This is a genomic window from Paenibacillus sp. FSL F4-0100, from assembly GCF_037993005.1.
GTDB lineage: Bacteria > Bacillota > Bacilli > Paenibacillales > Paenibacillaceae > Paenibacillus_AQ.
The window spans coordinates 7,411,578-7,436,871 of the sequence record NZ_CP150303.1; the positions used below are offsets into that span (position 1 = coordinate 7,411,578).

At 50.4% G+C, this 25,294-nt stretch carries 22 protein-coding genes; 9 read left to right on the forward strand and 13 right to left on the reverse strand.

The window, feature by feature from the left end; translation table 11 throughout:
* The first annotated feature begins 101 nt into the window (after nucleotides 1-101).
* On the forward strand, nucleotides 102-866 hold the full coding sequence (locus MHH48_RS33640; protein WP_076323767.1) for an SDR family oxidoreductase: 765 nt from the start codon (nucleotides 102-104) through the stop codon (nucleotides 864-866).
* 119 nt (nucleotides 867-985) lie between these two features.
* On the opposite strand, the gene MHH48_RS33645 is transcribed toward MHH48_RS33640, so the two are convergent.
* Nucleotides 986-2,563: a sigma-70 family RNA polymerase sigma factor gene (locus MHH48_RS33645; RefSeq protein WP_076323766.1), complete on the reverse strand. Its 1,578-nt coding sequence runs from the start codon at nucleotides 2,561-2,563 to the stop codon at nucleotides 986-988.
* 87 nt (nucleotides 2,564-2,650) lie between these two features.
* Complete coding sequence (locus tag MHH48_RS33650; protein WP_076323765.1) at nucleotides 2,651-3,607, reverse strand: hypothetical protein; 957 nt, start codon at nucleotides 3,605-3,607, stop codon at nucleotides 2,651-2,653.
* 449 nt (nucleotides 3,608-4,056) lie between these two features.
* Between MHH48_RS33650 and trpS the strand changes: the two genes are divergently transcribed.
* Nucleotides 4,057-5,040, forward strand: a complete 984-nt coding sequence (gene trpS / locus MHH48_RS33655) for a tryptophan--tRNA ligase (RefSeq protein ID WP_076323764.1) — start codon at nucleotides 4,057-4,059, stop codon at nucleotides 5,038-5,040.
* A 210-nt stretch (nucleotides 5,041-5,250) separates the two neighbouring features.
* Here trpS and MHH48_RS33660 read toward each other — a convergent pair whose 3' ends face one another.
* The 8 genes from MHH48_RS33660 to MHH48_RS33695 all read right to left on the reverse strand — a co-directional run bounded on the left by MHH48_RS33660 (nucleotide 5,251) and on the right by MHH48_RS33695 (nucleotide 15,907).
* Nucleotides 5,251-6,732, reverse strand: coding sequence for a cellulase family glycosylhydrolase (locus tag MHH48_RS33660; RefSeq protein ID WP_076323763.1), 1,482 nt, complete (start codon nucleotides 6,730-6,732; stop codon nucleotides 5,251-5,253).
* A gap of 12 nt (nucleotides 6,733-6,744) precedes the next feature.
* Nucleotides 6,745-8,955: an MFS transporter gene (locus MHH48_RS33665; RefSeq protein WP_340389475.1), complete on the reverse strand. Its 2,211-nt coding sequence runs from the start codon at nucleotides 8,953-8,955 to the stop codon at nucleotides 6,745-6,747.
* A gap of 254 nt (nucleotides 8,956-9,209) precedes the next feature.
* A complete protein-coding gene (locus MHH48_RS33670; RefSeq protein WP_083659731.1) occupies nucleotides 9,210-10,361 on the reverse strand; it encodes an ABC transporter permease in 1,152 nt (383 codons plus the stop codon).
* Nucleotides 10,361-11,479 carry an ABC transporter permease gene (locus MHH48_RS33675; RefSeq protein WP_076323761.1) on the reverse strand — a complete coding sequence of 373 codons (1,119 nt, stop codon included), beginning with the start codon at nucleotides 11,477-11,479 and terminating at the stop codon, nucleotides 10,361-10,363. The genes MHH48_RS33670 and MHH48_RS33675 overlap by 1 nt, the downstream gene beginning before the upstream one ends.
* Nucleotides 11,480-11,507: 28 nt before the next feature.
* Nucleotides 11,508-12,443 (reverse strand): ABC transporter ATP-binding protein, encoded by a 936-nt coding sequence (locus tag MHH48_RS33680; protein ID WP_076324068.1) that lies wholly within the window; start codon nucleotides 12,441-12,443, stop codon nucleotides 11,508-11,510.
* A 213-nt stretch (nucleotides 12,444-12,656) separates the two neighbouring features.
* Nucleotides 12,657-13,781: a histidine kinase gene (locus MHH48_RS33685; protein ID WP_076323760.1), complete on the reverse strand. Its 1,125-nt coding sequence runs from the start codon at nucleotides 13,779-13,781 to the stop codon at nucleotides 12,657-12,659.
* Nucleotides 13,778-14,422, reverse strand: coding sequence for a response regulator transcription factor (locus MHH48_RS33690; RefSeq protein ID WP_076323759.1), 645 nt, complete (start codon nucleotides 14,420-14,422; stop codon nucleotides 13,778-13,780). The genes MHH48_RS33685 and MHH48_RS33690 overlap by 4 nt, the downstream gene beginning before the upstream one ends.
* 306 nt (nucleotides 14,423-14,728) lie before the next feature.
* The gene (locus MHH48_RS33695) at nucleotides 14,729-15,907 is read right to left on the reverse strand and encodes a DUF3533 domain-containing protein (RefSeq protein WP_076323758.1); all 1,179 of its coding nucleotides are present in this window, start codon (nucleotides 15,905-15,907) and stop codon (nucleotides 14,729-14,731) included.
* Between the two features lie 171 nt (nucleotides 15,908-16,078).
* On the opposite strand from MHH48_RS33695, the gene MHH48_RS33700 reads away from it, so the two are divergent.
* Complete coding sequence (locus tag MHH48_RS33700; protein WP_076323757.1) at nucleotides 16,079-16,690, forward strand: TetR-like C-terminal domain-containing protein; 612 nt, start codon at nucleotides 16,079-16,081, stop codon at nucleotides 16,688-16,690.
* A gap of 77 nt (nucleotides 16,691-16,767) precedes the next feature.
* Here MHH48_RS33700 and MHH48_RS33705 read toward each other — a convergent pair whose 3' ends face one another.
* Nucleotides 16,768-17,817 (reverse strand): NAD(P)/FAD-dependent oxidoreductase, encoded by a 1,050-nt coding sequence (locus MHH48_RS33705; protein ID WP_076323756.1) that lies wholly within the window; start codon nucleotides 17,815-17,817, stop codon nucleotides 16,768-16,770.
* Between the two features lie 324 nt (nucleotides 17,818-18,141).
* Here MHH48_RS33705 and MHH48_RS33710 point away from each other — a divergent pair, with 324 nt between their 5' ends.
* The 5 genes from MHH48_RS33710 (at nucleotide 18,142) to MHH48_RS33730 (ending at nucleotide 22,647) form a co-directional block, all read left to right on the forward strand.
* On the forward strand, nucleotides 18,142-19,014 hold the full coding sequence (locus MHH48_RS33710; protein WP_076323755.1) for an ABC transporter ATP-binding protein: 873 nt from the start codon (nucleotides 18,142-18,144) through the stop codon (nucleotides 19,012-19,014).
* Nucleotides 18,968-19,915: an iron-hydroxamate ABC transporter substrate-binding protein gene (locus tag MHH48_RS33715; protein ID WP_076323754.1), complete on the forward strand. Its 948-nt coding sequence runs from the start codon at nucleotides 18,968-18,970 to the stop codon at nucleotides 19,913-19,915. The genes MHH48_RS33710 and MHH48_RS33715 overlap by 47 nt, the downstream gene beginning before the upstream one ends.
* A 69-nt stretch (nucleotides 19,916-19,984) precedes the next feature.
* On the forward strand, nucleotides 19,985-20,995 hold the full coding sequence (locus MHH48_RS33720; protein WP_076323753.1) for an iron ABC transporter permease: 1,011 nt from the start codon (nucleotides 19,985-19,987) through the stop codon (nucleotides 20,993-20,995).
* Nucleotides 20,992-22,002 (forward strand): iron ABC transporter permease, encoded by a 1,011-nt coding sequence (locus MHH48_RS33725; RefSeq protein ID WP_076323752.1) that lies wholly within the window; start codon nucleotides 20,992-20,994, stop codon nucleotides 22,000-22,002. The genes MHH48_RS33720 and MHH48_RS33725 overlap by 4 nt, the downstream gene beginning before the upstream one ends.
* Nucleotides 22,003-22,164: 162 nt before the next feature.
* Complete coding sequence (locus MHH48_RS33730) at nucleotides 22,165-22,647, forward strand: hypothetical protein (RefSeq protein WP_076323751.1); 483 nt, start codon at nucleotides 22,165-22,167, stop codon at nucleotides 22,645-22,647.
* Nucleotides 22,648-22,718: 71 nt separating this feature from the next.
* On the opposite strand, the gene MHH48_RS33735 is transcribed toward MHH48_RS33730, so the two are convergent.
* Together MHH48_RS33735 and MHH48_RS33740 are read right to left on the reverse strand one after the other, a co-directional pair.
* Nucleotides 22,719-24,269, reverse strand: a complete 1,551-nt coding sequence (locus tag MHH48_RS33735; RefSeq protein ID WP_076323750.1) for a BCCT family transporter — start codon at nucleotides 24,267-24,269, stop codon at nucleotides 22,719-22,721.
* A gap of 129 nt (nucleotides 24,270-24,398) precedes the next feature.
* Nucleotides 24,399-24,737, reverse strand: a complete 339-nt coding sequence (locus tag MHH48_RS33740; RefSeq protein ID WP_076323749.1) for a helix-turn-helix domain-containing protein — start codon at nucleotides 24,735-24,737, stop codon at nucleotides 24,399-24,401.
* A 127-nt stretch (nucleotides 24,738-24,864) separates the two neighbouring features.
* On the opposite strand from MHH48_RS33740, the gene MHH48_RS33745 reads away from it, so the two are divergent.
* Nucleotides 24,865-25,269 (forward strand): DUF4440 domain-containing protein, encoded by a 405-nt coding sequence (locus tag MHH48_RS33745; protein ID WP_076323748.1) that lies wholly within the window; start codon nucleotides 24,865-24,867, stop codon nucleotides 25,267-25,269.
* Nucleotides 25,270-25,294: the final 25 nt, after the last annotated feature.

Sequence of the window (25,294 nt, forward strand, 5' to 3'; positions counted from 1 at the left end):
TCATGAAAAAACTCTAGAAAAATTCTAAACCACCCTCTTGACTCTCCCCTTAACAGGAGAGTGTACAGTAACGTTAAATCGAACAAGAGGAGTGGGGTTTCATGAAACGATTGGAAGGCAAAATTGCATTGGTTACAGGTGGAAGCCGAGGAATCGGCAAAGGAATCGTCCTTCGGCTGGCGGAAGAAGGGGCGCTGGTCGCTGTGCATTACGGCACCCGCAGCAATGCAGCGGATGAGGTTGTTCAGACCATTCAAGATCAGGGTGGGCTTGCTATCGCCCTGGGTGCCAAACTGGAATCGGTAGCCGGAGCAAAAGGACTTATTCATTCGCTGGAGGAGGAACTTCTTCGCGTAACGGGGGACAACCGTTTCGATATTCTGGTGAATAACGCAGGCATCGGAACCTCCAACACCTTTGAAGAGACGACCGAGGAAAGCTTCGATGAGCTGCTTGCCGTCAATGTAAAAGCACCGTTCTTCCTGGTCCAACAGGCGCTGCCGCTCCTGCGTGACGGCGGACGCATCGTCAACATCTCCTCCGGTGTTACGCGTATCGCCTATCCGCATATTATGGCTTACAACATAACCAAGGGAGCCATCAACACGTTCACCTTGCATCTCGCCAAGCTACTGGGTCCACGTGGGATCACGGTGAATGCGGTTCTACCAGGCATCGTGGATACGGATGTGAATGCTGCATGGCTGTATACACCGGAAGGGCAGTTGCATGCCGCGGAGATGTCCGCGCTTGGCCGAATCGGCCAGCCGTCCGATATTGCAGATGTCGTCGCGTTTCTCGCATCCAGCGACGGACGCTGGGTAACAGGACAAATGGTTGACGCAACCGGCGGTTCTCATCTGTAAGTATAAAAGAAGCTATCCGTGCCTGGCATTAACGCCAAGCAAGGATAGCTCTTATGCTATATTCTGCTGGTAATCGGATCCGCCAATCTACTCAAGATCGCTTTTTCCTGTACCTGTTGTTAATCAGATTCGCCCATCCGCACAATCGACTTCCGCTCCGGGTTCCAGCGCCATGACGGAGCCTTACCCCGCACAAGCAGACCTCCTACCCATTTATCGGTCGTTCCGGTGTAGGGGGCATAGTCGGACTTCCCGGCTAATACCTCCCGCCCTAGACTCGTCACTTGCAACACCCGATCTTGGAAATGGGGTACAGCTAGTTTGAAGTCGGGAAAAAGTGCTGTACCATCGATAACGAGCAAGGAATCCGGTCCCTCTGTCAGCTTCGCCAGGTAATACCAGAACTCCAGATCTCCCATTCCCAGTGTATGGAGCTGGTCACCTACCTTTCGGAATAACTCGTGAGGCTTATGGATTCCGCCCGCTACAGCCTCTAACGTGGTCTGCTCAATGATCCCAAGTCCATTGTTCACGGAGGGCAGCCGTGCCAGATGGGCTGCGAATGCAGCCCTAGCAAAAGGCAGTGCCGAGGAATCAACCTCCAGCATGCGCTGATGTTTCTCCGGCAGATCCGAAGTATAGGCTTCCCACAACATACTGCCCAGCATGAGCTCTTGTTCTCCAATCGTGTGCCATGTGCCCGATAAAGTCTCGAGCTGCTCCGTGCTGAGCTGCCCCAACCCACGAAAAAGCTCGATGCCCGGGTATGCGCCAATGCACAGCAGACTCAGCTTCGTATTTCCCAGTGACTGTTCCTTAAACCAATGCAGCAAATAAGACAGCATCGTCTGGTCAAACAGATCATGCTCAAACCAGAGCACGATTTCATCATATTGCTGAAAATCCTGAAGCTTCCTCTCCTGCGCCTCGCAGGTCCCGATATATTCCTTCTGCGGAATCCCCAGCGTTTGCTCCAGATACTGAGCTCTTGTTCTCCGATGATCCGGCACGTCCATCTTCGTGAAGACCGGACCAAAAGAATAAAGCTCTCGCCACACCAGAATGTCCCCTTGAATGTTCCCTTGCTTCAGTTTATCTCCTACCGAATCCCCATTAACGATATGCAGCATACGCCTGCCTCCCTCATATAGATCGGTGAACACCGATACAAAGTCGGCTACATGAAGCGTGTTCTTCAGCTTCAGCCGGGCATCAAAGAGCCTCTTCTTCAAAGCCGGCAGGGATATATCCAAATATTGCGAGATCTCCCGCAGGCTGTAGCCTTGAAAATAATAGAGCTGGACCGCAATCCGCATGCCGGGTGGCAAATCTGCGATCGTGGCATGCAGCTGACCGATCATCTCTCTCTTTTCCACGACCGACTCCAAGCTTCGCTGATCTCCAGCCGCCAATTCAACCTCATGCAGCGGTAACGTCTGAAATTGCTTGCGGCGCAAGTCCCTGTAACACTGCCGCTCAACGATCACTTTGAACCATCCGGGAAAACGCCGGGGATCCTGCAGCTTATGCAGATTCGCAAAGACCTCCGTAAATGCCTCCTGCACGGCATCTTCCGCTAAATGTTGATCCTGCAATTTATCGTAGGCCACGGCCAGCGCCATGCCGGTAAAATGCCGAACCAAGCTTTCCTGGGCCTCCGCACTTCCCCGCCGGGCTTCCTCAATCCACTGGAACACGTTCACTAAAACCTCCCTTCCCGGTGTCTCTAACACTTAAGTGCCGATTCGTATAAAAAAGGTTACCTCTCTTCAGGAAATTATCGTCTACACCGGATGGATGATATATCGGAAATTCTCCATTGCCTTCGCCGGCGCTCCCGAAACACGGTTCCAATGATGATAGAAACTAAATGGGAATTTAAAGAGATGGCCGAAGTCCCAGTCGGTCGCAGCCCCGTCGATACCCGCCCAGTACTCCGACTGATGCGGCAAACAAGACGATCTTGCAGCCTCCACAAGTGGCAGCCGATCCACCGGAGATACGATTCGGATCGGCTCTGCAGGGTCCAGCTGGTTGCTGGTACGGAGCACCTTCACGATTTTGAGTAAACCCGGCAAGCCTCTATGGAAATAAGCGTGGTGGCCAAGATCGTACAATATGTTTAAGGCATGTGAGAAGGTCAGCATATGCCCCATCAAATCATGATGGGCTTCCGCTCTGTAGATCACCGAATAAGAGGCCAGTTCGTTCAAAATAAAGGCCGAGAGCTGATCGCCGTCCGTTATTTCAGGTATCCCGTCAAGTTCATCCAGGGTCAACCGTTTGACCTCGGCTGCAGAATATCCGATCCAGGACCTTCCCGGAATCGTCTTCACGAAAGAGGAGACTAATTCCGCAATATCGGTTGCTTCATGGCAGAGACCGCCTCCAAGCTCGTGGAGTGCAGCCAGACTTATTGCGGCATAGATCACATTGTGCCCGACCCAGTGCAAACCATCAATCGTATCGTCAAGGGCCGCAAGAATCAGTGATTCGGCGCTTTCCACGCTCACGCTTTCCTCTGTCACCGTTCCCGGCTGCAAATACTTGCCGAGCATCCTCCGGTTCTCCGCTGCCACAGCCTCTTCGACCTTCCCGGTCAAATGGTTTGCTTTTATAAAAAAATAACCCGCGATCGCGGCCGCTCCGTAATGGGCTTGCCAAATATCCCCCGTTTGCCGTCTACTCTGCGACAGTATGGATAATCCGTCTCCGAGAATCGCCGTATCATTATCCCTCATCATGAATCCTCCCCATACCCTCTTGACATTCACCTAACACCTGTGTAATGATTCTCATCATATTCATCTTGCTCTCTCTTCTTATCCGAAGAGCAGCTGCTGATGAACTTAAGAACAACATACCACACGGCTATGAGAAGAAATAGTAGCTTATCTCTCGAGGTCCAAGCGAACCGGCGAATGGTGCGAGGCCCGGTACCCCGAATAAAGTGAATGGATCTTCTCGCTTCAACCCGAACCTCCGATCTGTGCCGGGGCAGTAGGCCTTGACGGCTCTCCACCGTTATTTTGGGAGATATGGCGGGAATAATGGTGCATCTTCCTCATTTTCACGTCATGCTTAAGAGCGACCGTACAGTCGAACTTGGGTGGTACCGCGAAAGTTACACTTCGTCCCATAGAGGGATGAGGTGTTTTTGTGTTGTTCGCAAACAATCAGGAGGTGTGTTATGAAACGATTATTGTCAGGAATTAAGCCGAGTGGAGATTTGAATATTGGCGGATATGGAGGTGCCCTCCGTCAATATGTGAAGCTGCAGCATGAGTATGAGTCCTATTTCTTCGTGCCGGATCTGCATGCGGTCACAGTCTATCAGGATCCCAAGGAGCTGCACCAGCGCACACGAGACATAGCCGCTCTGTACATTGCGTCAGGCATTGACCCCGATAAAGCGACGATCTTTCTGCAATCCCAGGTCCCTGCGCATGTGGAGCTCGGGTGGTTGCTGGAGACGCAGGCGCATTTCGGGGAATTAAAGCGGATGACCCAATTCAAGGAGAAATCGGACGGAAAAGATACCGTGAGCTCCGCGTTGTTCACATATCCGGTCTTGATGGCTGCCGATGTGCTGCTCTACCAGGCAACGCATGTGCCTGTCGGTGACGATCAGAAGCAGCATCTGGAGCTGACCCGTGATGTAGCCGAGCGCTTCAATAACCGGTATAGACACACATTTACGCTTCCCGAGCCGATCATTCAGGATATTGGCTCCCGCATAATGGGCCTTGACGATCCGTCCAAAAAGATGAGCAAAAGCAATCCGAATAAAAATAGCTGCGTCCATATGATGGATACGCCGGAGGATATCCGCAAGAAATTATCCAAAGCCGTTACCGACTCCGATGGCCAGGTCCGGCATGACTGGGAGCAAAAACCGGCGGTCAGCAATCTGATCGAGATTTACTCCGTATTCTCCGAGGAAGCCATCTCCGTCATTGAGAAACGGTATGAGGGCCAAGGATACGGCACGTTCAAGAAGGAATTGGCCGAGGTGGTCATCGAAAAACTTCAGCCAATCCAGGAGAAGTTCCATCAAATCGTGAATTCCTCCGAGCTTGATCGCATTTTGATGGACGGAGCGAAGCGGGCTTCCGAAACCGCAGTCCCAACACTGCTTGCCGCCAAGAAAGCGATGGGATTGGTCACGTTCTGAAAGAACCGAGAGGGCGTCCCCTTGATGACTGTTTCCTTATCGGGAATCAGAACAAGGGACGCCCTGCTTATTTTGTTGGCATGCCTTTTTACATTGTACACAAGTATCTACGCCGCTTTAGTCTGTCCCGCCTCGCTTTAACCCCATGGTTCTTCTTATTCTCGCCTTATTTATTGAAATGCCTGCTATGTCGTTCCAGCCCCCTTGACATCATCTCCCTATCGTAACCGTAATCTTGTTCCCTTGATCAGGAACAGTGATCGCCAAGATGCCACTCTTCGAATCCAGGAAAGGGCGCAGCTCGAGTTGATAGGCGTCCGTACCGGCAACCGCCGCGTCGCTCCTGGATATCGATTCCAGATGGGGATGGTAAATCAACGTCTCTCCAACGGATGAAACGAAATCTATACTTAAACTGCCGTTATCATGATCATAACGGTATGCTGAGAGCACGCCGGCTGTCGCTTGCGGATACGCGCGATTCAACGCCTTGACATATGGGGCTTCCTTGAAGCCGTCACACCAACACCAGTATGTATTGCTCCAAAGATACCGCTCAAATATCGCAATGATCTGCTTGGAAAGCTGAAAGGTTGCCGGATGTTGGGAGAAGGCCCCCCATTCCCCGACCAGGACCGGCACGTTCAATCGTTCCTGCACCTTGCGATGGGTAGCAAAAATCAGCTGGACGCGATCCTGATTGTAAATGTCATAATGCTCCGTATCGACCACCAGATCATAGCCGTGCGGTGCAAACACCTGATGGTGTAAGGTTTGACCAGCTGGATCCTGCACTAGCTGCAAGCCGGACTCGATCCCCATGTTCGAGAAATAGCTCGTTTCCAACATCAAAAATCCGTCCGGGGAAACGGAGCGAATTGCTGCCGCTGTCTTGTTGAAAAAGGGCGCGAGAACTTCCCGTTCGAAGATTTGCGAGACTTCTCTGGCGCTGTCGACGAGTATGCGGTACGTATCCATCTCCGCCATCCCGGCAAGAACCTCTAGCCTCTTTTCCTCGTCAAACCAGAGTCCGGCAAGCTGTTCCATGTTCGGGTCGGCTATTCCCATCACATGCCCCGCATATGCGGCAATGATTGTGCCAAGCACCTCCTGTCCGCTTGTTCCGGGGTACGGCTCGTTCATCATGTCATAACCGATGATATTCGGACAATCAGCCATAAACTGTGCGGCATGCTTCCACATCGCTGCATAGTGATCCTGCAGGCCGATCCCGTCGGAAGCGGACGTATTCCGCCAGAAGTGATCCAGAGCGCGGTTCACAGCCGGACTTTCCAGGTAGGCGTCACTCCAAATATGTCCGGTAATATGAGGAAGATCGTCGGAGAGGGTCGCCCATGCGGGAGCCCCGTCGCCGTAGAGCAAGCTGTACAAATCCTGGTGCATATCCAAAAAAACATAGAGATCATTCTGCTCAGCCCATACAACTTGCTGCTTGATTCTGCTCAGATACGCATCGTCGTAGACCCCAGGCTCCGGCTCGACGCCATCCCATATTAAACCTAGACGGACAACGTTAAATCCTTGTTCGCGGAACCAGGCGAACAGAGCTGCATCACAGGGCTCAACATATCCTTTTGCCTTGTCCTTGCTTACGAGATTGATGCCGTTCAGGATCACTTGAGCGCCGTCTTCATTCAAGAATCGTTGTCCGTCGATCACTAATTTTTTCATGTCCGCTTCCCCCTATCGTTCTTCTACCGGAATGTAAATTTCAATGTAATGATTGTCGTACTGGTTATAGAGATTGACTTCGAGAGAATGACCCGCGATCTTTAGTCCGCGATTGCGAATGAAGGCTTTCATCTGATCGTAGTGATCGTCCATCTTGGCATAGTCGTCCCTGCCGATAACCACGCATTTTCTGGCACAGTAGCGAGGCTCAAGTTTCTGAAAGACGGAAGAGTCACCCTCCATCGGGAAGGTGGACAGAATGCCATTGTACAGGTATTTGTGAAAACGGCCTGCGTTAAGGTTATCTTGCGACACAATCGATATGGCATGACAGAATGCAAGCCATTCCCTGGCATTGATTCTTCGTACCTGTTGCTGCACTTTGCTCCCGAGTCCATGATCTCCGCTCTCCATGATGGAATCGGTAAGGAGCACCCAGCACGGGTGGCTTAGTACAAGCTCAATGACCTCCGTGTTATCGAACCGTTGAAGCTGAACATCCAACACTTCCAGCTTGTGAGACAAATGTTTCAAATAAATCCGCTGGCGATCGATGTCTTGCCGCTTGTCGGAGAGCAGCCTGCGAATAGCGTTTAGGCTGTTGTCCCGAAGCATCTCTTGGATTCGCTCGATCGACACATCCATTGCCCGCAGCATTCGAATCGTGATGAGTGAATCGAACTGCTCAAGATCATAATAGCGGTACTTGTTCGCGTCCCGACTGCGGGAATGTAGCAGTCCGATCTTATCGTAATAACGCAAGGTATCGATCGGGATATCCAGAATTTTGGACACTTCGCCAATCGTAAAATTCAAATTTAACGCCGATTCCTTCACATCTTCACCCCCCCCCCTTCTGGCGTTATTGCTGAACGCGGAGATGTCATCCTCTTTTTTCTTATCAAAAGGGTACAACGCCAGCGGAATTAATCCGAGGAGAAAAGCGGCCAGCGGAATCAAGCCGGTTGCTACCCGAATGCCGAGCATGGCGGACTCGGACTGTTCCGCCGCAAGACCGTCATATCCGTATGCTCCGATGACATTAATGAAGATAACCGTTTGCAGGCTAGAGAAGGCGACCGTGAATAACGAGAACAATCCGTCAAACAGCCCGGTTTTCCGCACGCCGGTCGTGCGCTCATTCTCGTCGATGAGCAGCGCCGGGGCCGGAGATATTGCCGTTCGAAGATAGTTCACAGCAAAGACGATCAGAACGTAGGATGCCGCCGCGGTCCATATGCCGTCAGCAAGAAAGATCCCCCCGTATCCGAGCACCACAAAGATTGTCCCCAGGTATACACTCTTCTTCGTTCCGTTTTTCTTGACGATAGATCCCATGACCGGCAAGAATAGGAGCGCGATCACATGCGTACTCACATCGATGACGGTAGCTTCGATACCCGTTGACTGCACGACGCTGTCCATGTAGTAGAGAAACGGCGTAAAGTAGAAGAACACGGGGCCGGTGACGATGGTAAATATAATAAAGGTGAGGAAAGGCCTTGATTTGATGATCTGCCAGGCTTCTTTGTAAACCTCTTTTGTATCGATATGTTGCTTATCCAGTGATTCGTACATTTGCGCATCTTCTCTCAGTCCCCTCAGGGCCAAAGTGAAGAATATCGCTTCTGCCACGATTACGGCAGAGAAGATCGGGATGATAACCTCCTGTTTTCCGTCCCCAACGAGCAGCAGCGTCGGAATCAAGGTGATCAGAAATGACATCGCTTGGGATAAGTAGTTCTGGATCACACCAACATCGATGCGTTCCTCCTTGGTTGGAGCCGCGATCAGCATAAACGATTGATAGGCTATACTGTAAGCGGTTGCAGCCGTGTCGTAAATAAATAACAACCCGGTATACAGCAGAAAGATCAACCACTGATCCCATGCCGGATTAGACAGCATCATGAGGAAGGAGGAAACGATCATGAACGGCACCGTCACTCTCATGATATAGACGTATTTCCCACGCTGCACGCGATGCCTCATTCTGTCGATCCATACGTCAAGCACCGGGTCGTTAATCGCGTTCCAGATGTTATAGATAATGTACACCCAAGCGACATACTTCGGACTGAGACCGATGATATCCGTGTAATACTTCAAGAACACATTGTGGATGAGCACTCCTCCGACTGACAGGATCGGACCAGGAAGAGCCAGACGCCATTTCTCCCCTAGAGTCAGTCCGGTAGCAGTGAAGCGAAAGGCTTGCCGCAAGGCACTTCGCTCTTTTCCCGATATTTTCCATCCCCCGATCGTTCAATGTTTCAACCAGATCCTGTATCCTGAACTCATTGTAAACCATGGAGTAACTCCAGATGAAATAGCCTTGTTCATTTTTTTCAGTAGATTTTTCGCCGGAAGAACGGGTTTCAGACTAATGAAAAAGGGAGCTGTGCTGGTTAAGCAAGCCCCTAATCGCTTATAGTCGGTCATCCTATGTGCAGTACAAGGTGACCCCACCATTAAATTTAAATATAGCTCTGTGTATCTCTATTTCTCCCAAACTTGTAGGTAGCAATCAGCGATAAGGCCAAGGCAAAAGCCAGCAGAATCGCCACATTTAGCATGATGTCATTCAGCTTACTTCCTTGCTGAAGCTTGCCAAACGTATCGAGCAGCCAATACTGCGGCAGGAAATCGGCGATTCGCTGAATCGATTCCGGCATCACGGAGAGCGGGAATACGCACCCTGCCAGCAGCGAAGTCGGCATGATCACCATCGTCTGGATTCCGTTAGCCATCATGGTGCTGTCAGAGAACGCGACAATGACCTGCGATAAACTGACCGCGACCAGAGCGAACAGCGACAGAATCAGGAACATCTGCCATAACGGAATGCCTGGCTCGATGTGAAAGAATCGGGTCATAACAAACAAGGTGGCGGCAATCTGGATCATCATCAGAACGATGTTCACGATAGCATTCGAGAAGACGTAACTGCGGGCCGTAATAGGCGACGATAAGAGTCGATAGTACGTACGGTTCTCACGATCCCGGATTGTCAATGCCGATAGATTCACGGCAGAGAATAACATGAACACAACCAAGTAACCGATCGTCCGGTTGGTCATATCATGATTGGCCGATTGATCCGCAACCGTAGTCGTGGACAATTGAAACGTTGAACTCCGATAACCGCTGTATAATTCGTTAAACGCAGCGGCATCGCCATCCGCTATAACCCCCATGGATGAAATATTCTGGACGTACGCGTTCAGATACGATTTGACATAACCGGTAACCTGAGCTCCCTTAATCGATTCGATCCGGACCGGCTCGGGTGTCCCCTGAATTACGCCTTTCGCAAACCCCTCGGGGAAGATCAGCACCGCATCCAGCTCACCCGACACAACCAAGCCATCCGCTTCCGATTCCCTAATGACCGATGCCTCGGTATGCTCCAATTGAGCAACAAAATCGATCGTATCTTGCGTGACTTTCTGTTCGATATCGTGATTCACGATGCCAATGGTAACGGAGGCATCTCCGGAGCCCTTGTAGATTAAGGTGGACAGCAGAATGCCGACCACGGGAAGCGCAATAACGAGCAGCAGGTTTTTATAATCCTTCAACGAGGTCAATACCGTCTTTCGAATGAGCCAGAGCATATCCTTCAACATTACAGTCCCTCCCTTCTTCGCATCGAAATCATGGCTACGGCCAGCAGCAGGATGGAAAATCCAATATTCAGCATCATCGCATGCATGGCTGCCGACCCGCTGCCTGAATAAATGAGCTGCAGCAGAGCTTCATTGGACCAATGCAAGGGAGAATACGTTGCAGCCTCCCTCATGAATCCCGTTGTGCTTGCAACCGGCGTATAACCTCCGCCAAAGAACGCAGCCAGTTGAATAATGACCATGATGACAGCTCCGGCTGCATTACCCTTCAGCACGTAACTGATGCCGAGCCCGAGGCTGAGCGCAAACAGGATCTCGGTGAACAAAACCAGGAACACCATGATGGGGTTCTCCCCCCAATAGGCATTGAACATATATTTGCTGATCAGCACAACGATGATGACAAATACGGCATTGATTGCGAGCGTGCCCGTTATTTTTCCGGCAAAAATCTCGGCTTTCGTCACCGGTGAAGCCAATAGGCGCTGTGCGGTGTTTCGCTTTCGCTCGCTATCGATGAGTCCGCCTGCCGTCAAGGCGCTGTACAGGATGATCATCGTAGTCACCGCAATCGCAAAATAATCAAGTGAACCCGGCTGCCTCGCTCCCTGAATAGAAGACTCAACCACATAGCTCTCTCCATCATTAACAAGCAGCTTGTTCTCATATTCCGGATCGATCTTCGAGGCTTCGGCTGACAGCCGGTACCGGTCGGTAAATGCGGACAGCATCCCCTGCACAATCCCGTTCTCCATACTGTTGCGGCTGTTTCCATCATATCGGATCCCTTGGCCGTCCATTTCCACGTAACCGGTGTACCGGTTGTTTCTCACTTCCTGCCCTCCGTCCATGCCTTCCCTGACTTGCTCAAAGACAATGCCCGATGAGCGCTCCGCCTCCTGCATAAATGCCTGCCATTGCTCCGTAAGCACGGGTTCTGCTCCGTCGTTATGGTATAACACCCGGATGTCTCCAATCGCAGTACTGCCGTTAAAAGCGCTCGACAGCGCCGTCCCTAGGATCAGAATGAGCAGCACGGGCGTTGCCAGCATGAATACCAGCATCCGTACCTCCCGGACGATCTTCATCTCCTTCAGTGCGATTCTCAGTACGTTCATATTCTTCCACCCCCTCTACCCTTGTCTGTTAATCCCGGAGGCTCCTGCCGGTCAGCGTCAGGAACACCGTTTCCAAATTCGGCTCGGAGGCTTGAACAGAACGAATCTCGATGCCCTGCGCCGTGAATTGTTGAATGATTTTATTCAAGTTATTGACCTCTGCATCGGAGCTGATGTGCACGATATTTTCCTTCACTTCAACCGCTTTGACGCCTGCAATGTCCTCCAACTTGCTCACTTCAAGATGGGTGGCCGATTGTACTTCAATTCCGATATCCTTCTGGTCCGTGATGATGGCCTTCAGCTGTGCCTTCGTGCCCTCCGCTATGATCTTGCCGTGGTCGATAATGGCAATCCGGGTGCAGAGCTCCTCCACTTCCTCCATATAATGGCTCGTGTACAGGATCGTGCTGCCCATCTCGTTCAGCTTCCTGACCGAATTCAGGATATAATTCCTCGATTGAGGATCGATGCCGACGGTCGGCTCATCCATGATGATCAGCTTCGGTCTGTGAGCAATTGCGCAGGCGATATTCAGTCGTCTCTTCATGCCCCCGGAGAAACTCTTCGGGTATATCTTATGTTTGTCGCTAAGTCCGACGAAGGCGAGGGCCTCCTCTGCCCTGCTCTTCAGCTCCGGTCCTCTCAATCCATACAATCCGGCAAAAAAATGAACATTCTCATAGGCGGTCAGATCCTCATAAATCGCAACCTCTTGCGGAACCATGCCGATCTGCTGCTTCGCGAACTTTCGATGCCTCACCAGATTCTTGCCCAGGATATGAACCTCTCCCTTGGTCATGGGCATGAGCGACGATATGATGTTGATGGTTGTGCTCTTGCCAGCTCCATTCGCTCCCAGGAAGCCGAAGATCTCGCCTTCCCGTATGTTCAACGACAACTGATCTACCGCTATGAAATCCCCAAACTTTTTCGTGAGCCCTTTGATCTCCAGCACGTTCATACGCGTTTCGCCTCCATATTCCATCCACGCATCAACCGGTGGACTTGATCTGTATGTATCGTACGAAAAAAGGATGCCCTTGCGATAGTGCACAAGTTCATCCTTACCCATGAGAATCTTCATGTTGTTGAGGACCCAAATCTTCACCCTTCGGGGGAAAGGAAGTCCCCTATGACCGATCTCCCTAATTCACCAAATCAAACTTACCGGGTGTTAGCGATAAGGAATCAAAGTGGTCACCGAGAAGCCGGTGGAGCCATCCACGATCACGGTTCCATTCACGACCGCGGCACGCTCCTCCATGCCTACGATCCCAAGACCCTTGATGACCTTCTGCATACCCTTTCCATTGTCGCTGACCTTGGCCTTGATCATGGTGCCCAGAACCTCAATATGTAACGAGACTGCCGTTGCGTTGGCATACTTCATCGTGTTGGTTAACGCTTCCTGGGTGTTATCCTGAATAATTTTCCATTGCAGCGGCGTGATCCGGTCCACATTGCCCTCATGCGTCAATACGGTCTTGATTGGATGCTGAGCCGAGAACTCCTCCAGAAATAAACGCATCCGGTTGATGCCGAGCTGTTCCGTAGGCGGCTTCACATTCTTCAGGACCAGCCTGATACTCTCAATGCCTTCTTTGGAGATCGATATGGCATTCTGGAGCAGCTCGGCGGACTTGTCCGGATTCGCTGTCATCAAGCGCTTGGCCGCTTCCATCTGAATCAATGCCCCTGTCATGGAATGCCCGATCTTATCATGAATCTCCTGCGACAGCCGATTTCGCTCTTCCAGCTTGAACATGTATTCAAACTGCCGGATGTACTCATTATTCTCGCTCAACCGCTGGGTCAACCGATCCAGTTCAAGGTGCATATGCTCACTCTGCTCCTGGTAGGATGCGACTCGGCTTACAAAAGTTCTTAGCATCGTAAGATAGATATAGGATAGAACGGATATAAAAACATACGTAATGACAAGCTCGTGAGGCACCATAAGCGCTGGAAGCAATAGGAGGATCAGGATCATCCAGCTCCTGCGAAGGTATAAAAACAGCAGTTCATACAGATTCGCGGGAAGCAGCAGGAACAACAGCGGATGTATGTAGAATGAGGAAGCCCCGACAATAAGAATAGCCAATACCATGAGGCACGGCTGTGCATTCCAGCTCTTGAAAATATAGACGGATACGTTCACGGACAGGTAGAGAAGAATGACAAGGATATACCACGGCGTTATCGCAACATCAGAGACATAAGACTGGCCGATCACATACAGGAACAGAATCGTTTGAAAGCCGATGACCCACAATTCGGCATAATTTCGACGTTCGCTCACTTATTCACTTCCCCCGTCAAATAAAAAATCGCGATCTGGGTTCGATGCTCAAGACCTGTCTTGCTGAGAACCGAAGTGATGTGATTGGCAATCGTGCCTTCGGAAATAAACAGCTTCTTCGAGATTTCCTTGTTGGCCAGCCCTTTGGCGATGAGCGCCATAATATCCAGTTCCCGTTCGGTGAATAGACTCCGGTCGAACTTGGCACCGGTGTCTTCCTTGTCCGGATTCAGCCCGGATTTGATTTTATCCAGCACGACGTCCTGCAGCACATGATGGCCGTGGTACACGGTTTTGATCGCATCGCGAATCCTTTCCGGGTCGTTATTCTTCAGCAGATAACCCTTGGCGCCGTTCAGGATCGCGTCGGTAATATATTCATCGTCGTCGAAGGTCGTCAAGATCAGCGTCCTGGTTTTGGTGCGCTCCGTAAGCTGTTTCGTGGCCTCAACCCCGTTCAGATTCGGCATCCGGACGTCCATCAGTGCCACATCCACTTCATGCGTTTCGCAATAGGCGACTGCTTCCTGGCCGTCTTCAACCGTCGCTACCACGTCGAACTCATCAAACGTAGCCAAAATGATTTTCATGCCTTCCCTGATAAAAGAGTTATCGTCCGCTATGATCACTTTAATCTTCAACTTACGCTCACACTCCCTTATTCAGGATTATACAGGCTGCCATCTTGAAGAACGATAGTATTTTATTCACCTTGAATAAAGGTTGATCGTCACGATGCTAAACACTTTTGCCATGATCACCCGACCGATATAGACCAACCTGCTTAAGCAAAGTAAAAAAGCAGTGCGGGTACACACCCCACACTGCCCATTCGCCAGCCTATTCTATTAGTGCGTGTTCATAAAGTCGGATTTTCAGCACCGAGGTTTATGCTTCCGAAGTGCGTTTTTTCAAAACGCTTTAGGTTAGATTTTGAACAACCTCTATTAAGAAGCGGTCATCGACTTTCTTTTGTCGGAAAGGCTCCCCTTCTTCAGCACCGAGGCAAGCAGCAGGACAAGGAAACCTCCGGCGACAGACCACAGTACGGCAGCATTCGCGGAAGATGCGGAAACTCCGTCAAAATACATCACATCTTTTAGAGCTGAAGCAGCAAAGCGGAGCGGCGTCCACGAGTATAGCCAATCCTGCGTTGCCTGCGGCAGAAACTCCGGCGCCATATTGAGAAGCGGCATCGAGAAGAACATCAGGAGCACCAAAATCCCCATAGCCGGGATTCCCATCCAGTTGAGCAGGGTCGACTGAAGGAGGAAAAAAGCAGAACCGGCCAGCCATAACATCAGCCAAACACGGCCCCCGTTGGCAAGCTCCATGCCATACCAGGAGGAAGCCATCCATATCAGGAAACCGGAGGCCAGACCCGCCAGCAGCAAACCAGCAGCGCTTTGCAGCACAATCGACGCCCCCCTGCTGCTGCCATCAGCTACGGCTTTCTGCAGCGCCTGGAACAAGAACACGCTAATGATCAGACACCCGATCCACAAAATCTGTACCAGCATGCCCGGCGCATTGCCGCTTGCATGGTTAACCCCGACAGGGTGAACAACCTCCTCATGAACCTCAAACGGGGTAAGGAGAGCCTGTGCGGTTGCTACCGGCAGCATATCCGTCTGCGTGCTGATCATGGTCAATGCCTGGTTGGAGAGCTGCACTCCCGCCATCTTCATTGCTTGCCCGAGCATCTGTTTCACCGCAGTGGATGCCTGCGTGCTCATCCCCTCGTTCACCAGCACCTGCACCACAGCCGGCTTCGGAGCAGGCGATTGCAGCGACAAGATGCCCGCGCTTAAGTCCTCAGGCAGCACGAGGGCTCCATAATACTTTTGGCTGTCGAGCCCTTCCCGTGCCTCCGCTTCCGATTTCACGATCTCCCAATGAATGGGCAGCTGTGAGTTTCCCTGCAGCATCCCCTTCATCATATCGCCAACAGCAAGGGGTTCGCCGTTCGGTAACGCCGCAGGCTGATCCAAGACGACCAATGCAACGGGCAGAGACTTCGGCTTCGCTCCCGCGATCGATCCCATCATGGCCACGCCGAAGATCGACAGCACCAGAATGATAACCAATGCGCCGACCCACAGCATGTTTTGTCTTAAGAAACCCATATCTACCACTCCTCGTCGTTAATGAACATACTGTTGATTAAAGATCACAGCGTTAATTATAATGAAGAGAGAAATATGTTCAATCATCAGCTTTCGGCGGAGTGTTCACTACTCATCAATGTACAAGCCTTCTGTTGATTAAGTGTTCAAATTGTACTGGAGGGGAATTCCTTGACCAAGAAGACGGATCGCCGGCAAATTCGGACGAATCAGCTGTTGCGGCAAACCTTGTTTGAGCTCATGGACGAAAAAAGCATAAGCGCGATTACCGTCACCGATATCGCCAATCGCGCCAATATCAACCGAGGTACCTTCTATCTGCACTATCGGGATGTGCCGGATATGCTGGATAAGATCAAAGAAGAGGTGCTTCAGAAGATTGAAAACATCGTGATCCATATCGATCCCAGGGATTCCAGAGACTATGCGGAAAAGGGAGAGCCTTATCCAGCGTCAGAACAAATATTCGAGGAGCTCATCTTGCATGCCGCCTTCTTCCGAGCCATTGTCGGCCCGAATGGGGACATATCCTTCGTTCGACAATTCAGGGAGTTCATGAAGGAGCATATGTTTGCTAAGCATGCGTTCAGAATGCCAGCAGGCGAGAATCAAATTATTCCGAGTGATTACCTGATTGCGTATATGACCTCAGCCAATATCGGCTTGGTCATACACTGGATCGAATCCGGCATGAACAAATCCGCAAGAGAAATGGCGATCATGATGACGCAGCTGCTCAATTATGGCCCGTTGATTACTTCAGGGATTATCCAAAAACAATAAGGATAACAAAAAAAGAGAAGCGGGGATTCCCTTGCTTCTCTTCTAACGTTACATGCATGTACACGCATGCCCTTGTTCTAATTGATCAATTGCTTCACTAATTCGCGATTGCGCTCTTTGAACATCTCGTTATGCGAAGAGACCATCGCGTACTTTTTGGCATCCGGTTCAATGAACTGCTTCGCGCTGTTCACCGCGTTCGCGGCATCCTGGAAGGCGCCTGCAATCAGGTGCAGCTTCCCGTCAAAATGCAGGATGTCGCCGGCAGCATACAGTCCCGGTATGGAAGAATTGCAGCTTGCGTTGCCCGCGATATAGTAATCATCCACCCGATGAATATCGAGCTTGCTGTTCTCCAGGAGGGACATATCCCGTTCATAGCCATGGTTAATGATCACTTCGTCCACGGCCAGATAGGAGACTTCCCCTGTTTCATTATTAGTTAATTCCACCCGCTCAATTACCTCATGATTATCCGAAGCAATAAGCTTCGTGATCGATGTATTGAGATGGCAAGTCGCCTTGCTGTTCATCAGCTGCTCGACCTGGGCTTCATGGCCTGACAATTCGCCTTTGCGGTAGGCCAGATATACCTTCTTCGCTACAGGCTCCAGCTCATTCGCCCAATCCACGGCCGAATTCCCTCCACCGGACACAATCACCGTTTTGCCCTTGAAGTGCTGCAGGGACTTCACCGTGTAGTTCAGGTTCGACACCTCAAACCGCTCGGCTCCTTCAATCTCCAGCTTCTGCGGATTCAGGATGCCTCCGCCAACCGCTACGATGACCGTTTTGGACAAATGCACGCCGGAATTCGCCGTATGTAATTCGAACAGCCCATCCTCATTGCGGGCGATCGATTCAACCTTCTCGTTTAACAGCACTTCGGGATTAAACGTCAGACCTTGCTGAACCATCTGTTCGATCAGCTTCGCGCCCGGAACAGGCGTCAGTCCGCCGACGTCCCATATCATTTTCTCCGGATAGACGTGAACCTTCCCGCCAAGCATGGGTTGATATTCTATAATCTTGGTCTTCATGCCGCGCAGTCCACTATAAAAAGCAGAATATAATCCTGCTGGTCCTCCACCAATAACCGTTACATCAAATATCTCTTTCCCACTCATGCATTTCACTCCCGGTCTATAGATTAAAAGGCTGTTTGTGATCACCTTGTAACGTAAATGATTATCATTATCAATTAGTATACGTTGCCTTTCACCGTTTTACAATCAATCATTTAGAAAAAATTCATATTGTCACAATTCCGCCTATATATAGGTATGTAACACCATGCCAATCTATATATGGATATTATTCGGATGAAACATGAATATTATTTAAAATTTCCATTAAGATATTTATTGACAACGACGCGGCCCCCCATTATATTTATGGATGAAATTGAGAATCATTATCGTTTGATAGCTAACTACTCTGGAGGTGAAATGATGATTCGCCTAAGTACAGATCGAATAAGCGTCGGTTACGGCGAGAATCTGATATTGAATCGTCTTAACGTAGATATTCCCGATAAAAGAATCACGACCATTATTGGACCTAACGGCTGCGGCAAATCCACTCTTTTGAAGGCCGTTACCCGCATTATTCCTTACCAGTCCGGTGCTGCCATTCTGGATGGAGAAGAAATCGCCAAGATGAACACCAAGCTGCTGGCGAAAAAGCTGGCCATTCTGCCCCAGACCCCAGAAGGACCGGGCGGATTGACAGTGGGCGAGCTTGTCTCCTATGGCCGATATCCTCATCAGCGAGGTTTTGGCCGCTTGACCAAGCAGGATATGGAAGTGATTGACTGGGCGCTGGAGGTTACCGGAACCCAGGATTACAAATATCGCTCAGTGGATGCTCTGTCCGGCGGACAAAGACAGCGGGTGTGGATTGCGATGGCACTTGCTCAGGAGACCGAAATGATCTTCCTCGACGAACCGACCACATATCTGGACATGGCGCATCAGCTTGAAATCCTGGAACTGCTGGAGAGGCTAAATATCGAGCAGGAGCGTACCATTGTTATGGTTCTGCATGATTTAAACCAAGCCGCCAGGTTCGCTGATTACATTATTGCGATGAAGGATGGAGATATCATTCAGGCCGGAGATCCGGAAGCCGTCATCTCACACGATGTGTTGAAGAAAGTATTCCATATCGATGCCGAGATCGGTCGCGATCCGCGCACGGCAAAACCGATCTGCATCACATACAATCTATTAAAAGGGGATAAAGAGGATGTACTCAAAACGGAGCAAAACGACAACTATGAAGAAACTACTCCTCCCGTTTATAGCGCTGCTGCTCATTCTTAGTGCTTGCAGCAGCAAGCCTGCAGAGACAAACAGCAACAATACAGGAACGGCCGAAACACCTAAAACAGACCAAAGCGAAACTCCATCCGGGACCATTACATATGAGTCAGAGAACGGACCCGTCGAAGTACCTGCTAATCCGCAGCGCGTGGTTGTACTGTCCTCCTACGTAGGCGATCTGCTTGCACTCGGCGTCAACATGGTGGGCGTTGACTCCTGGTCCAAAGCCAATCCTGCATTTGCGGACAAAATCAAGGATGCCGAAGAAGTGACGGATGAAAGTCTGGAGAAAATCATCGAGCTGGATCCCGACCTCATCATCGGCCTGTCCAATATCAAGAATGTGGATAAGCTGAAAGAGATTGCTCCAACCGTGACCTTTACCTACGGAAAAGTCGACTATCTGACACAGCATCTTGAAATCGGCAAGCTTGTGAACAAAGAAAAAGAAGCCCAGGCCTGGATCGACGATTTCAAACAACGGGCGCAAAAAGCAGGCGAGGACATCCGTGCCAAAATCGGAGAAGACGCAACCGTATCTGTTATCGAGAGCTTTGATAAACAGCTTTATGTATACGGCGATAATTGGGGCCGTGGTACCGAAATCCTGTATCAGGAAATGAAGCTGAAAATGCCTGAAAAAGTGAAAGAAATGGCATTGAAGGATGGGTATTATGCTCTTTCCGCGGAAGTGCTGCCGGAGTATGCCGGCGACTATGTCATTCTCAGCGAATTTGCGGATGCCGATACGTCCTTCCAACAAACCGAGACGTATAAGCAAATCCCGGCGGTGAAGAATGGCCGTGTATTCGAAGCAGACGGAAACCGGATTTATTTTAATGATGCAACCACGCTGGAGTACCAGCTGGACTTCATTACGGAACACTTTCTGGGCAAATAGGATATAGGCTGCTGTTGCACAGACTTATTTAGATTGAATATTCCAACTTTAAGATGAAAAGATGATTCCATGACAAAGCCTACGAAACGGTCCATTCCTTTTTCAATCCAATTGACTGCGGGCATCATCGTATTTATGGGCATGTTTGTCGTTGCGATGGTGTTCGGCGCAGCTGAAACCAGCATCAAGGATGTATGGTTTGCCCTCACCACCTCGATGGAGGGCGAGAAATTATCCCTCCTTCGCGAAATTCGGCTGCCCCGTGAGGTTGCCGCTATTCTGGTCGGAGCCGCGCTGGCGGTCTCCGGTGCCATCATGCAGGGCATTACCCGCAATCCGCTGGCGGATCCCGGCCTGCTCGGCCTTACCAGCGGGGCGAATGCGGCGCTGGCCTTCACACTGGCTTTCCTGCCGTCTGCCAATTATTTTGGCATTATGGTGGCCTGCTTCATCGGAGCAGCAGTCGGTGCCGTGATGGTCTTCGGCATTGGAGCCATGCGAAAAGGCGGCTTCTCTCCCTTACAGATGGTGCTGGCTGGATCAGCCGTATCCGCATTCCTGTACGCCATCGCCGAAGGAATCGGGATTTATTTCAAAATATCCAAGGATGTGTCCATGTGGACGGCAGGCGGCGTGATCGGTACATCATGGGGGCAGCTGCAGACGATATTTCCGTTTATTCTCATTGGAATTATGATTGCCATCGTGCTATCAAGACAGCTGACCATCCTTAGCCTGAGTGAAGAAGTCGCCGTCGGTTTGGGACAAAACATTGCTGCTATCAAAGGCGTCCTGTTTGTCGTGATTGTCCTCCTGGCAGGAACCTCTGTGGCATTGGTGGGGAATTTGGCCTTCCTCGGCCTGATGATTCCCCATATCGTCCGCGGGATCGTCGGAACCGACTACCGTCATGTCATCCCGATGTCCGCTCTGGTAGGAGCTATATTTATGCTGTTTGCCGACACGGTCGGACGAACGCTGCATGCTCCTTACGAAACGCCCATAGCCGCTCTGATCGCCATCATGGGATTGCCCTTCTTCCTGTTTATCGTACGCAAAGGAGGGCGGGGAATGTCATGATTCATCCATCGTTATTAAGAAAACAAAGAATTACGTTTCTAGTATTGTTGATCCTTACAGTGGTTACTGTCCTCGTTGGTTTGGGTCTCGGTTATTCGTCCGTTAGCTATGACCGGATTATTCCAACCCTGCTGGGCCAAGGCAGCTTCAAAGAGAAATTCATTATCTTCGATGTACGCCTGCCGCGCATGCTCATTACTTTGCTGGCCGGAATGGCGCTCGCCTTATCGGGTGCCATTCTGCAGAGCATCACCCGAAATGATCTCGCGGATCCCGGAATTATCGGCATTAACTCCGGGGCCGGGGTCGGCGTAGCCGTATTCTTCCTGTTCTTCCCGATCGAAGCCGGCTCCTTTATTTACATGCTGCCCTTGGCGGCATTTATCGGAGCTGTGCTAACGGCCGTGGGCATCTACCTCTTCTCTTTCCGAAAAGGCGAAGGCCTGCAGCCCGTTAAATTGGTGCTTACCGGTGTCGGGTTCTCCATGGCACTCTCGGGCGTCATGATTGTGCTCACATCATCTGCCGAGCGGACTAAGGTCGATTTTATCGCCAAGTGGCTGGCTGGAGGGATATGGGGCTCCGATTGGCCCTTCATTGTGGCGCTTCTGCCCTGGCTGATCATCCTGATTCCATTCACCCTGTACAAGGCTCAGCGTATGAATCTGCTGGGATTAAGCGATCCCGTGGGCATCGGCGTCGGCGTATCCATTGAGAAGGAGCGCATCGTGCTGCTTCTGGCCGCCGTAGCGCTCGCAGCATCCGCGGTGTCGGTCACAGGCGGCATCACGTTCATCGGACTCATGGGTCCTCATATTGCCAAAGCGTTGGTTGGCCCGCGGAATCAGATGTACATTCCGATTGCCATATTGATCGGGGGCTGGCTGCTGCTGCTCGCAGACACGATCGGACGGAATATCGTGGATCCTGATGGCATCGCCGCAGGCATTATGGTCGCTATTATCGGCGCGCCGTATTTTGTATATTTGCTGCTGAAGAAAAAATAACCGTTATTCTCTTTTCAAATGAACACCTAATAGCCCCTATTGCACTCTTTCAGAGGTGTAATAAGGGCTATTTTGTATGCGGTGAATCGCTTCATTCATACATAGAGTTCATAAATAAGGTAATATAAGGATAATTATCTCGGTAAACAAAAAGGAGGTATTATGGCAAAATCAAAGGAAGCGGTCGATTCAGCTGCAAAGCGACGGATGTCAACATTTCCTCTATGGATCATCGTGACGATCAGTTCACTATGCATGTTCTGGATATTTGACCTCTTGATCAACCTCGGGCTGCCTCGACAGGATGCAGGCTGGATCAACATCGCTATCGTTGGAATGTACCTCACAGGTTATTTTGTCGGTGAGCTGTATGTCTATCTGGATCGAACGTATGTTGATAGAAAGCAATCCTATACCCCGGGTGACGACATGAAGTCCGGATCCTTCAAGAAACGAATCCTCCTTCAGTTCCCCATATACCTCTTTGTGATCCTAAACATCCTATGTTTTAATTGGATTCATGGATTATTCCGATCCCTTGGGCTGTCTTCCTGGTATGCCTACTACTTACACATGTCATTACTATGCTTGTATTGGCTTGGCTATGGTAGCGGTCATTTCCGAGCTTATCTCTTCACAAAATAAAAAGGGTACCGCATGGATGCCCTCTTTATCGCGCAGGTAATATAAAACCTCGTTCCGCCAAGCGTTTGCCTTCACTTCTTCCCCCGGTTGGCCGCTTCCTCCAGGCGGCGGAACCGCTTCAGATCAGCCTTCCGAATCGGAATCGGCTCGCGGCTCAGCAGCTTCACCACGGCAATGACCAACAGCAGCAGCAGCACCGTGAACGGCAATGCCGCAATCAATGAAGCCGTCTGCAACGCTTCCAGCCCGCCTGCAAAAAGCAGGACACCGGCTATGGCTGCCATGAGCGTGCCCCACACGATTTTTGCCATTTGAGGAGGGTTCAGACTACCATAAGTGGTCATGCTGGATAAAATGTAGGTTGCTGAGTCCGCAGATGTCACCAGGAACGTCAGAATGAGTATAATCGCCAGCACATTCATGACTGAAGAAAACGGCAACTGGTTGAACAATTGGAACAGTGCCGACGTGACATCCGCATTAACGGCTGCAGCAATCCCGGTGCTCTCGTGCAAATCAAACCAGATGGCCGTCCCGCCGAATACCGCGATCCACAGACAGGCAATGACCGGCGGCACGACCATCACACCCACAATGAATTCGCGAACCGTTCTTCCCTTGGATACCCTCGCTACGAAAGCTCCCACATACGGGGACCAAGCAATCGCCCAGGCCCAGTAAAAGATCGTCCATTCCCGTACCCATGTGCCTTCGGCATAGGGTTGAAGCCGCAGGCTGTACGATACGAAATTCGTAATGTAATCGCCAAGCGCCAAAGTAAAGGTCTCCAGGATGAAGACGGAGGGGCCGCTAACAAACACAAACAATAAGAAAATGAGCGCCATCGCGAGATTCAGGTTGCTTAAGTATTTAATCCCTTTATCCAGCCCCGTTGTCGACGAGATCATATAAGCAACGAAAATAAGCCCCAACATTATTAACTGCAAGCCGACACCGTTGTTTACTCCCATAATGGTGTTCAAACCACCGCTCATCTGCAGAACGCCAAGTCCAATAGAAGTCGCGATACCCATGACCGTTGCAATCACCGCGAGGATATCAATCGTATCCTTCACACCGGGCTTCGAGCCGGTGACAGGCTCAAGCGCTGTAGAAACCAGCCCATCCTTCTGCTTACGAAACTGAAGAAACGCAATCACAAGTCCGACAAGGGCAAACACGGACCACTGACTAACCCCCCAATGAAAAAAAGAATAGCCCATAGCCACACGTGCCGCGTCTACACCTTGTGCTTCAACGCCGCCGAAGGGTGTCTTAAAAAAATGGCTCATGGGTTCAGCTACACCCCAAAACACCAGCCCTACACCAAATCCCGCAGAGAACAGCATTCCGATCCAGGTGAAGAACGGATACTCGGGCTTCTCCTTATCTCCACCAAGACGAATCGTGCCGTATTTACTGGTTGCCACCCAGATCAGAAATATAATAATCACAAAGATCGAGAGCAGATAGAACCAGCCGAACGTATTCGTCGTAAATCTGTACAAATACCCTGCCACTTCCCCGAAAGCTCCGGGCATAGCAGCCCCGAGAATAGCAAGAATGGCAATGATGACGGCCGAAACCGTAAATACGATGTTCTTGAATAAACTCCCTTTCATATGCTCCACCTCAGGCTATTAAGTCATCCATTCCTATACAGTATTTGTATTTAAACCAGAATTGATGTACTTAATCGGTGAATGTGTGCAGCAAAGGATAATTCTTCTGATCGAGGCTATCTTGAAGTGCTATTCGTTGGGGACCTCTTGAGAATCGATATACAATTGACCCAAAATAACCATCTGCTCAAGCAACGCTTCAAATTTCCGGCCAAATTCCGTTACCGAGTACTCCACCTTGGGAGGCACCTCTTGATACACCGTCCGTTTCACGATGCCGCTCTCCTCTAACTCCCGCAATTGCACGGTAAGCACATGCCTTGATACTTCAGGTATTCTCCGATGCAGCTCACCAAAACGCAGGGTTTCCTGAAACAGCTCATACAGGACTCGGGGCTTCCACTTCCCACTAATCATGTGCAAGCCCACTTCAGCCGGGCACCCTTTTTTCTCATCCTGATATGGCATATGTATTACTGAACCCCCTTGGTCATTGGTCATAAATAGATGACTATGTCATAAAATTCTGCGTACTTATCACAGCTTTCATTTTCAGATAGGCTATTGCTATCATCATACAGAAAGAGGAGATTCAATGAAACCATCCACTCCCGCAAGCCAAGTTTGGAAGCCCGAGGATATGAATGCTGCATTTGCTGACGCGTATAACTCAGGGGATATCGATCAGGTGCTGGCGTTGTATGAACCGAACAGTATTCATGTTCACCGCAATGGAAGCTTGGAGATCGGAATTCATTCTTTCCACCATACGCTGGAGGAACTGCTGCTGCTTCAAGGCAAGATGGTCTCCACCAATCTATACTGCATCCCATTTGAAAATATCGCTATGCTGCGTGCCTATTTTACCTTGCGTACCTCGGACCGGGACGGCCAACCTCTTCTGCTTCAAGGTTATACCTCCGAAATCGTGAGACAGCAACCTTACGGAAGCTGGCTGTACATCGTGGACCATCCGTTTGGTTCGGATGAAGTGGGATGAATAGTAAGATCCATTATTTCAGCGA

What these genes read in the sequence shown, in the direction of transcription:
- MHH48_RS33745 (WP_076323748.1), top strand. Translation starts at nt 24,865, where the DNA reads ATGAAACCATCCACTCCCGCAAGCCAAGTTTGGAAGCCCGAGGATATG.
- MHH48_RS33670 (WP_083659731.1), bottom strand. Translation starts at nt 10,361, where the DNA reads ATGTTGAAGGATATGCTCTGGCTCATTCGAAAGACGGTATTGACCTCG.
- MHH48_RS33715 (WP_076323754.1), top strand. Translation starts at nt 18,968, where the DNA reads ATGAAGAAACTACTCCTCCCGTTTATAGCGCTGCTGCTCATTCTTAGT.
- MHH48_RS33720 (WP_076323753.1), top strand. Translation starts at nt 19,985, where the DNA reads ATGACAAAGCCTACGAAACGGTCCATTCCTTTTTCAATCCAATTGACT.
- MHH48_RS33705 (WP_076323756.1), bottom strand. Translation starts at nt 17,817, where the DNA reads ATGAGTGGGAAAGAGATATTTGATGTAACGGTTATTGGTGGAGGACCA.
- MHH48_RS33660 (WP_076323763.1), bottom strand. Translation starts at nt 6,732, where the DNA reads ATGAAAAAATTAGTGATCGACGGACAACGATTCTTGAATGAAGACGGC.
- MHH48_RS33710 (WP_076323755.1), top strand. Translation starts at nt 18,142, where the DNA reads ATGATTCGCCTAAGTACAGATCGAATAAGCGTCGGTTACGGCGAGAAT.
- MHH48_RS33640 (WP_076323767.1), top strand. Translation starts at nt 102, where the DNA reads ATGAAACGATTGGAAGGCAAAATTGCATTGGTTACAGGTGGAAGCCGA.
- MHH48_RS33725 (WP_076323752.1), top strand. Translation starts at nt 20,992, where the DNA reads ATGATTCATCCATCGTTATTAAGAAAACAAAGAATTACGTTTCTAGTA.
- MHH48_RS33675 (WP_076323761.1), bottom strand. Translation starts at nt 11,479, where the DNA reads ATGAACGTACTGAGAATCGCACTGAAGGAGATGAAGATCGTCCGGGAG.
- MHH48_RS33695 (WP_076323758.1), bottom strand. Translation starts at nt 15,907, where the DNA reads ATGGGTTTCTTAAGACAAAACATGCTGTGGGTCGGCGCATTGGTTATC.
- MHH48_RS33680 (WP_076324068.1), bottom strand. Translation starts at nt 12,443, where the DNA reads ATGAACGTGCTGGAGATCAAAGGGCTCACGAAAAAGTTTGGGGATTTC.
- MHH48_RS33735 (WP_076323750.1), bottom strand. Translation starts at nt 24,269, where the DNA reads ATGAAAGGGAGTTTATTCAAGAACATCGTATTTACGGTTTCGGCCGTC.
- MHH48_RS33730 (WP_076323751.1), top strand. Translation starts at nt 22,165, where the DNA reads ATGGCAAAATCAAAGGAAGCGGTCGATTCAGCTGCAAAGCGACGGATG.
- trpS (WP_076323764.1), top strand. Translation starts at nt 4,057, where the DNA reads ATGAAACGATTATTGTCAGGAATTAAGCCGAGTGGAGATTTGAATATT.
- MHH48_RS33650 (WP_076323765.1), bottom strand. Translation starts at nt 3,607, where the DNA reads ATGAGGGATAATGATACGGCGATTCTCGGAGACGGATTATCCATACTG.
- MHH48_RS33740 (WP_076323749.1), bottom strand. Translation starts at nt 24,737, where the DNA reads ATGCCATATCAGGATGAGAAAAAAGGGTGCCCGGCTGAAGTGGGCTTG.